The following is a 6,468-nucleotide window of genomic DNA, read 5'->3' on the forward strand; positions in this document are numbered from 1 at the left end:
ACTTTATTCTCCTTTGTTTCCGACTGATTAAAATCCGCCTGCCGCTATCAATCCAAGAAGTTCGCCGTCGCATTTTAACGCCGGAGAACAGCGAATCAAGCTTTGCGTTCCTGGAGTTTTTCCTGTATCCATAGATTGATCAGGGTATCGGCGGAAACACCGCGCTTATGGGCCGCCTCCTCGACCTGCCCGGCAAGCTTCATGTCCAAAGCGCAAAAGACTGCTTCAGAATTAACTTCCACATCAAATTCCGATTCCCTTGTCTTGTCCCAATAGTCCGTCAAATCGTGCGTGTCCCAAAATTCGCCTATCCTCTTATAGGATGTCATTCCGGATATTGAGCTTTTACTTTTTTTCATACCTTTTTCTCTCGGAGTCTGTCATGTCCCTTGCGGTGACAATCAATGCGCCGCCCTCTTTTTTGTAAATGAAAAAAATTATGAGCCTCCTGCCCTTAAAGGTTTCCCCCATCGCTGAATATACATGTTCACCTTCACGATGCCCATTCTCGATAAATCTGAATCCAGGATGGTTATCAAACGTTTCCCGCACTTCATCGGGATTAACCCGATGCTTCCAACGCAGTTTTTCAACGATTTCCTCAATCCAAACCAGCCGCTCTATCTTCAATTTTAGTCCATGCCAGGATGCAATTTGGGTGGTTTATCCGCAAATAATGATCCATCATTTCTTCCTGTCGTTTAGCGCCGCGATACCGGGAAGCGTTTTCCCCTCGAGCAGCTCTAAAAACGCCCCGCCGCCGGTGGAGATAAAGCTCATCCTGTTCGCCAGGCCAGCTTCGTTCACCGCCGTCACAGAATCGCCCCCGCCCACCACCGTAAGGGCGCCAGACTCCGCCATGGCCCGCGCCATAGCCATTGTCCCTTCGGAAAACGCCTTGTTCTCGAACACTCCCATCGGCCCGTTCCATATGATCGTCCTGGCCGGCTTTAACGCCTCGGCGAAAAGCAATATCGTCGCCGGGCCTATGTCCGGCGCCACTTTGTCCGCCGAAAGCTCCTGCGCGGTCACAACATCTTCTTTCGCGCTGTCTTTGATTGTTGAACCTGTGACAAAGTCCACCGGCAGGTAGAACTTCACCCCCTTTTGCTTGGCCTTCATCATCACCTCGGTCACCTTGTCCACCATGTCCGCTTCAAGGATGTTCTTTCCCACTTCCCGGCCAAGCGCCTTGAGAAAAGTGAACGCCATCCCGCCGCCGATGATCATGATGTCGCACTTTTCCAGCAGGTTCTCTATCACAGGCAGCTTGGTGGAGGCCTTTGCGCCCCCCAACACCACCGCTAACGGCCTTTCGGGGTGCGTCATGGACTTGTTGAAATAATCTATCTCCTTTTTCATCAGGAAACCGGCAACGGAAGTCTTTACGAACCTGGTTATCCCCTCCGTGGAGCAGTGGGCGCGGTGGGCCGTGCCGAAAGCGTCGTTGACATATACGTCCGCCAGCGCCGCCAGTTTTTTGCTGAATCCCTCGTCGTTCTTTTTCTCTTCCTTGTAATAGCGCACGTTCTCAAGAAGCAGCACATCGCCGCCTTTAAGCGCCGCCACCGCCGATTCGGCCTTCTCCCCCACGCAGTCCTCGGCGAACGCCACGGATTTTCCGAGAAGCTTTTGGAATGTGTCCAGCGTTTGGCGCAGGGTGAACTCCGGAGTCACCCCCTTCGGGCGCCCAAGGTGGGACGCCACAATCACCCTCGCCCCCTTGTCCGCGGCGTACTTGATTGTGGATACGGCTTCGCGGATGCGCGTGTCGTCGGTGACTTTGCCGTTTTCCACCGGGACGTTGAAGTCCACCCGGATGAAAACTTTCCTGCCTTTGAGTTCAACATCTTCGATGGACAGTTTGTCCATGGACGCCCCTCCCCCATTCACCCCGGCCGCCAAAAGGGCCGGGGGCGTGTCTTAACGTATGGTCAGATACCCTTCGAGACGATGTACTTTATAAGGTCGCGCACGCGGCACGAATAGCCCCACTCGTTGTCGTACCAGGAAAGCACCTTCACCGTCCGCTTCTCGATGACGCGGGTCTCGATCGAGTCGAAAATCGACGAGGCCGGGTTGCCGTTAAAGTCCTTGGATACCAGCGGCTCGTCGCAATACTCCAGTATCCCTTTCATCGGCCCATCGGCGGCGGACTTCATGGCGGCGTTGATTTCCGCCGGGGTCGTGTCCTTCTCTGTAAGGCAGGTCAAGTCCACCAGCGACACGTTGGGGGTGGGCACGCGGATGGACAGGCCGTCGAGTTTCCCCTTCAACTGAGGCAGCACAAGCGACACCGCCTTTGCCGCGCCAGTGGAGGTCGGTATCAGCGACAGAGCCGCGGCGCGGGCGCGGCGAAGGTCCTTGTGCGGCAGGTCGAGTATCCTCTGGTCGTTGGTGTAGCTGTGAATGGTGGTCATCAGCCCGTTGACCAGGCCGAAGCTGTCCATCAACACCTTGGCCACCGGCGCAAGGCAGTTTGTGGTGCACGAGGCGTTGGAAAGCACGTGGTGCCTGGCCGGGTCGTATTTGTCTTCGTTGACACCCATGACCACCGTGATGTCCTCTTCCTTGGCGGGGGCGGAGATCACCACTTTTTTCGCCCCGGCTTCCAGATGCTTGGCCGCGTCCGCCCGCTTGGTGAAAAGCCCCGTGGACTCCACCACCACACTCACTCCCATCTCTTTCCACGGCAGTTTGGACGGGTCTCTCTCCGCGGTGATCCTCACCTTGGCCCCGTCAACGGTCAAGGCGTTCTCCTCCGCCTTCACGTCATGGGGAAATACTCCGAAAGTGGAGTCGTATTTCAAAAGATGGGCGAGGGTCTTGGCGTCCGTGATGTCGTTCACCGACACAATCTGAATATCCGGATTGCCCATGCAGGCCCTGAAAAAGTTCCGTCCGATCCTTCCGAATCCGTTGATTCCAACCTTAACGGCCATGACAGTTTCTCCTCCCCTGTATAATTTTTGGGATCACCAATTCCCGTTGGCTCTTGTTTACCGTACTTAGGAAATTAAAAGTATATTCCCATCTGGGGCCAAGTCAACGCCAAACGTCAAACTCCCGGCGTCCCTTTAAACCGGTTTTACAACGGGTTTTGTTGACTATCATAAGGTAATGTGTTATCTTGACGCGCATGAGTGAAAAAAGGATGGCAAGGATTTTTGCGCCCCTGACGCTGGCCCTGGTTCTTTCTTTGGCCGGAATAGGGAACGCCATGCCCAACTACGCTAGATCGCCGGGTGTGTCCTGCTTTAGCTGCCATTCCCGGATTTCATCCGGCCCGGCCAGCCCCGTGGCGCAGTTTGCGTCCGATGAAATATCCGGCGGAAGCACTCTATATGTCGCTCCGTTGACCAATGGCAAGCTTAAGGCAGGCCTGGCCATACACAAGGACAAGGCAGACCAGACCTGGGCCGGATTCGCGTCCGACAACGGGTTTGCAACTTCCGGCGTCTCCGGTGAAAGGGGTAAATCGTCGTCCGGCGGTTCCATGCTTTCCGGTCTTTCCGGTTTTATCTCCGGGGAGAAATTTTACGCCGCCCTCGGTTTTATCGGCCGCAAGACCGGCTTTTTGGACTCTGAAACCGCCGCCGACACCGGATTGTGGTATCGCGTTGGTTACGCCCCCCAATTTGGCCCTGTCAACCTGGACATGGGCCTGTTCGGCGACGCGGCGGACATGAAGAATTTCTCCCCTTCGCGCATTTCCGATATTTATAACGGATTGGGGAACAAAAACGGCGTGGTGGGGCTGGACGCGGGAGCGCAGGGCTCCATTGGTGATGATGTGTCCCTGAGCCTGAAGGCGGTATACCTTAACTCGGGCGATCCCCTTCTCAAGGACAGAGCTTATTACACCGACGGGAGCAACGGGTTCGGAGCCGCCGCCAGGATAGGCATTGGCAAGAGCTTTGGCGTGAGCGCCGCTTATCACACCTACATGGGCAAGACCGGGGAATCATCTTACAGGCAGGACGCCGCCACGATCGGGGCGGACTATAACGTGTCCGGCAAGGTCACCTTGAAGTCGCAATACACCTCATACGGGCTGGACAAGAACGCGCTGACCGGGCAGGACGGCGGCGCATTCTCCATATTGCTCATCTCCGGATTCTAGATTCCACCCTGCCGGGTCACTCTTTTTTCTGGCAGCGGCAGGCCGCGCAGCACACACCGCCCATCACAACCGCCACAACGATCCATTGGACCAGCAGCCGCATGAAATCCAGCTTGATGCCATAGCTTGCCGCCATCTGCTGGCTTGCTCCGGCCAGCTTTATCCCCATCTGGCCCAGGACGGAGGCCTGGATCGAGTCCGCCGAACTGAAAATAAAAGCGTGCCCCCCCGGCGCCGTCACGCCGCCAGCAGGCCCCCATGTCACCATCCATGGCGGGAACAATCCCATCAGCGCGATAACGGCTATCCCGGCCCAAATCATCATCGAGTGTTTACGGCCCATGACACCCTCCATTTTTTATGACACGTTGCTGACAGTGTATCCGGCGCGGACGACCGCGTCCCGGAGCATCTCGTCCGTCACTTTCGCCTCGTCCAGGTCCACCAGGGCGTTCTTCGCCTCAAGGCTCACCTGGGCGTCCATCACTCCGTCAACCTTCTTTAAGGTCTCCTCCACCCAGCTGGCGCAATGGCCGCAGTTCATCCCTTCTATGCCCACCTTTTTTGTTATCACCGATCAGGCCTCCAGCTCATCGCGTCCCGTTTTTTCCAAAATGGCGATCTATCTTGCGACCGATCCCAAAGGTATCCTCACGTTTTCAACCGCTGTGACCACCGGCGCGTAGACCAGATGGGCATCGGCGGACACCGACACATTCCCCGTAAAGGCGCCGGTGAACATGAACCGCACCTGCCTTTTCTCCTTGGACTTCAAGGATGTGTTCTCCAGCATCTTGTGCCCCCCCACGCATGCGTCCCCGCCGGGGCCGATGGGGGCGCCGGTGACGGAGGCGATCTTCTTGCCGAGGGTCTTGCGCTGCGTCTCGCTCCTGCCGGACGAGTCCCTTACCGTCACCTCGATCACAAGCTCGCGCGGCTGGGTCCCGGTGGGGATGGAATGGCCCGCGCGCACGTTGGTGGCGTTCACGTCCACAATGTACCTGTCTCCCTTGGACTGGCCTGCCCGTGCGATCTCAAGTTTCACCGCCCCTTTCATCCGCTCCAGGTCATGGGACAGGCTGTGGTCGTGATAATTGACGGACGAAGCCTTGGAGGCGGCGGTCTTGCCTGATACGGGGGGCATATGGCACCCTTGGCACTGGACACCCTCTTTTGCGTAGTCCGACGCTTTCCATTCGCTGTATGTGGTGGCGGTCTTCATGCCATGGACGCTTGTTATCTCGTGGCACGGGGCGCACATTTCCGACTTGTTGAACCAGTTGGCGTAGGCCGCCGAATGTGCAGGGGACTTCGCGTCCTTGAGCGACGCCCTCTTTTTGCCGGATGGATCCAGCTTGAAAGGCTGCGAAGATCCCGGGTCCACGCTTTCAACGGAGTGGCAGAAATCGCAGGTCACACCCTCTGCGGTGACCGGCTGGGCCACGTCCATGTCGCGCATCGGCGCGGCCAGCGGGGCATGGCATTTAAGGCAGCTTTCCCTGGCGGCCCCTTTTGTCTCAAGATACGCCTTTGAATAGGCGAGCTGGAATATCGGATTGGAATACGAGAGTGAGTGGAGCGACCTGCCGAAGCTTGAATAGATGTCCTTGTGGCACTCGCCGCAAGTCTTCGAGCTTGAAAATCCGTGGCCGTCCTGTTTCCCTTCAGCCGCCTTGGCGGGCGTGGCCCCAAACGCCATTGATAATGCCGCCGCAAGGCAAAGGAAAAGCATGCGGACATTTGAGGTCTTGCGAACGGACTCCGATAAAACCATTTTTCCCGCACCCCCTTTTGATGTGTCCTGAGAACATCCGTCCGGCGGAGGCAGACGTTACAGGTCCCGCCGCCGCGCCAAGGCAATTATTACACAACTTGGGGGGAATTGTCCCGCGCGGCGCCCTGCTGGCCTGGTTCGGCTCTTTTATATTCGGCCTGGATTCAAAACCCCGGATCAGGAACAGAGCGCCATGTACCCTCCCCTGGGAGCGCGGGCGTTCGCTGTGGCCGCGCCACCTTGCCCGCAACAAGGTAATGGAGCCTCGAAGGTTCCGTTAACATGAAAAGGAATTGATATGCCGGCAGGATTTAATGCATATGCCATGACCGAAAATGAGCCGTACCGTGTCATCTTGTAGGGGCGGGTTTGAAACCCGCCCCTACCGCCTTCCGTAGCGCCGCCATCTTGCCGGCGATTCTTTTTCTCCCCCTTTACAAGGAAAGCTTTGCATAATTGCTTTTATGATGCTATATTATATTACCAATAGTAATACAATATATAGCTGGAGGCGAAATGAACCGTAAATCGGGGCAGTTGGGGTTTTCAGACGCCGTTGTCGAGCAAAGGC

The 6,468-nt window shown here is 56.6% G+C and carries 8 protein-coding genes; 1 reads left to right on the forward strand and 7 read right to left on the reverse strand.

The annotated features are described in order from the left end of the window. Nucleotides 1–95 precede the first annotated feature (95 nt). From HZB29_05200 to gap, 4 genes are all read right to left on the reverse strand, one after another. A complete protein-coding gene (locus HZB29_05200; GenBank protein ID MBI5814988.1) occupies nucleotides 96–359 on the reverse strand; it encodes a hypothetical protein in 264 nt (87 codons plus the stop codon). Further along, the gene (locus tag HZB29_05205) at nucleotides 346–630 is read right to left on the reverse strand and encodes a BrnT family toxin (GenBank protein MBI5814989.1); all 285 of its coding nucleotides are present in this window, start codon (nucleotides 628–630) and stop codon (nucleotides 346–348) included. Before HZB29_05205 ends, HZB29_05200 begins: the two co-directional genes overlap by 14 nt. A 54-nt stretch (nucleotides 631–684) precedes the next feature. Beyond that, nucleotides 685–1,872: a phosphoglycerate kinase gene (locus HZB29_05210; protein MBI5814990.1), complete on the reverse strand. Its 1,188-nt coding sequence runs from the start codon at nucleotides 1,870–1,872 to the stop codon at nucleotides 685–687. Between the two features lie 62 nt (nucleotides 1,873–1,934). Next, nucleotides 1,935–2,942 carry a type I glyceraldehyde-3-phosphate dehydrogenase gene (gap, locus tag HZB29_05215; protein MBI5814991.1) on the reverse strand — a complete coding sequence of 336 codons (1,008 nt, stop codon included), beginning with the start codon at nucleotides 2,940–2,942 and terminating at the stop codon, nucleotides 1,935–1,937. Nucleotides 2,943–3,154: 212 nt separating this feature from the next. Here gap and HZB29_05220 point away from each other — a divergent pair, with 212 nt between their 5' ends. Further along, complete coding sequence (locus HZB29_05220; protein MBI5814992.1) at nucleotides 3,155–4,123, forward strand: hypothetical protein; 969 nt, start codon at nucleotides 3,155–3,157, stop codon at nucleotides 4,121–4,123. Nucleotides 4,124–4,139: 16 nt separating this feature from the next. On the opposite strand, the gene HZB29_05225 is transcribed toward HZB29_05220, so the two are convergent. The 3 genes from HZB29_05225 to HZB29_05235 are packed head-to-tail and all read right to left on the reverse strand — an operon-like array spanning nucleotide 4,140 to nucleotide 5,897. Then, nucleotides 4,140–4,466, reverse strand: a complete 327-nt coding sequence (locus HZB29_05225; GenBank protein ID MBI5814993.1) for a hypothetical protein — start codon at nucleotides 4,464–4,466, stop codon at nucleotides 4,140–4,142. A gap of 15 nt (nucleotides 4,467–4,481) precedes the next feature. Next, nucleotides 4,482–4,694, reverse strand: coding sequence for a heavy-metal-associated domain-containing protein (locus tag HZB29_05230; GenBank protein MBI5814994.1), 213 nt, complete (start codon nucleotides 4,692–4,694; stop codon nucleotides 4,482–4,484). 51 nt (nucleotides 4,695–4,745) lie between these two features. Beyond that, entirely contained in the window at nucleotides 4,746–5,897 is a 1,152-nt protein-coding gene (locus HZB29_05235; GenBank protein ID MBI5814995.1) for a hypothetical protein, read from the reverse strand. Between the last annotated feature and the right edge of the window lie 571 nt (nucleotides 5,898–6,468).

It is taken from the genome of Nitrospinota bacterium, assembly GCA_016235255.1.
In the GTDB taxonomy this organism is placed as follows: Bacteria; Nitrospinota_A; UBA7883; order UBA7883; family JACRLM01; genus JACRLM01.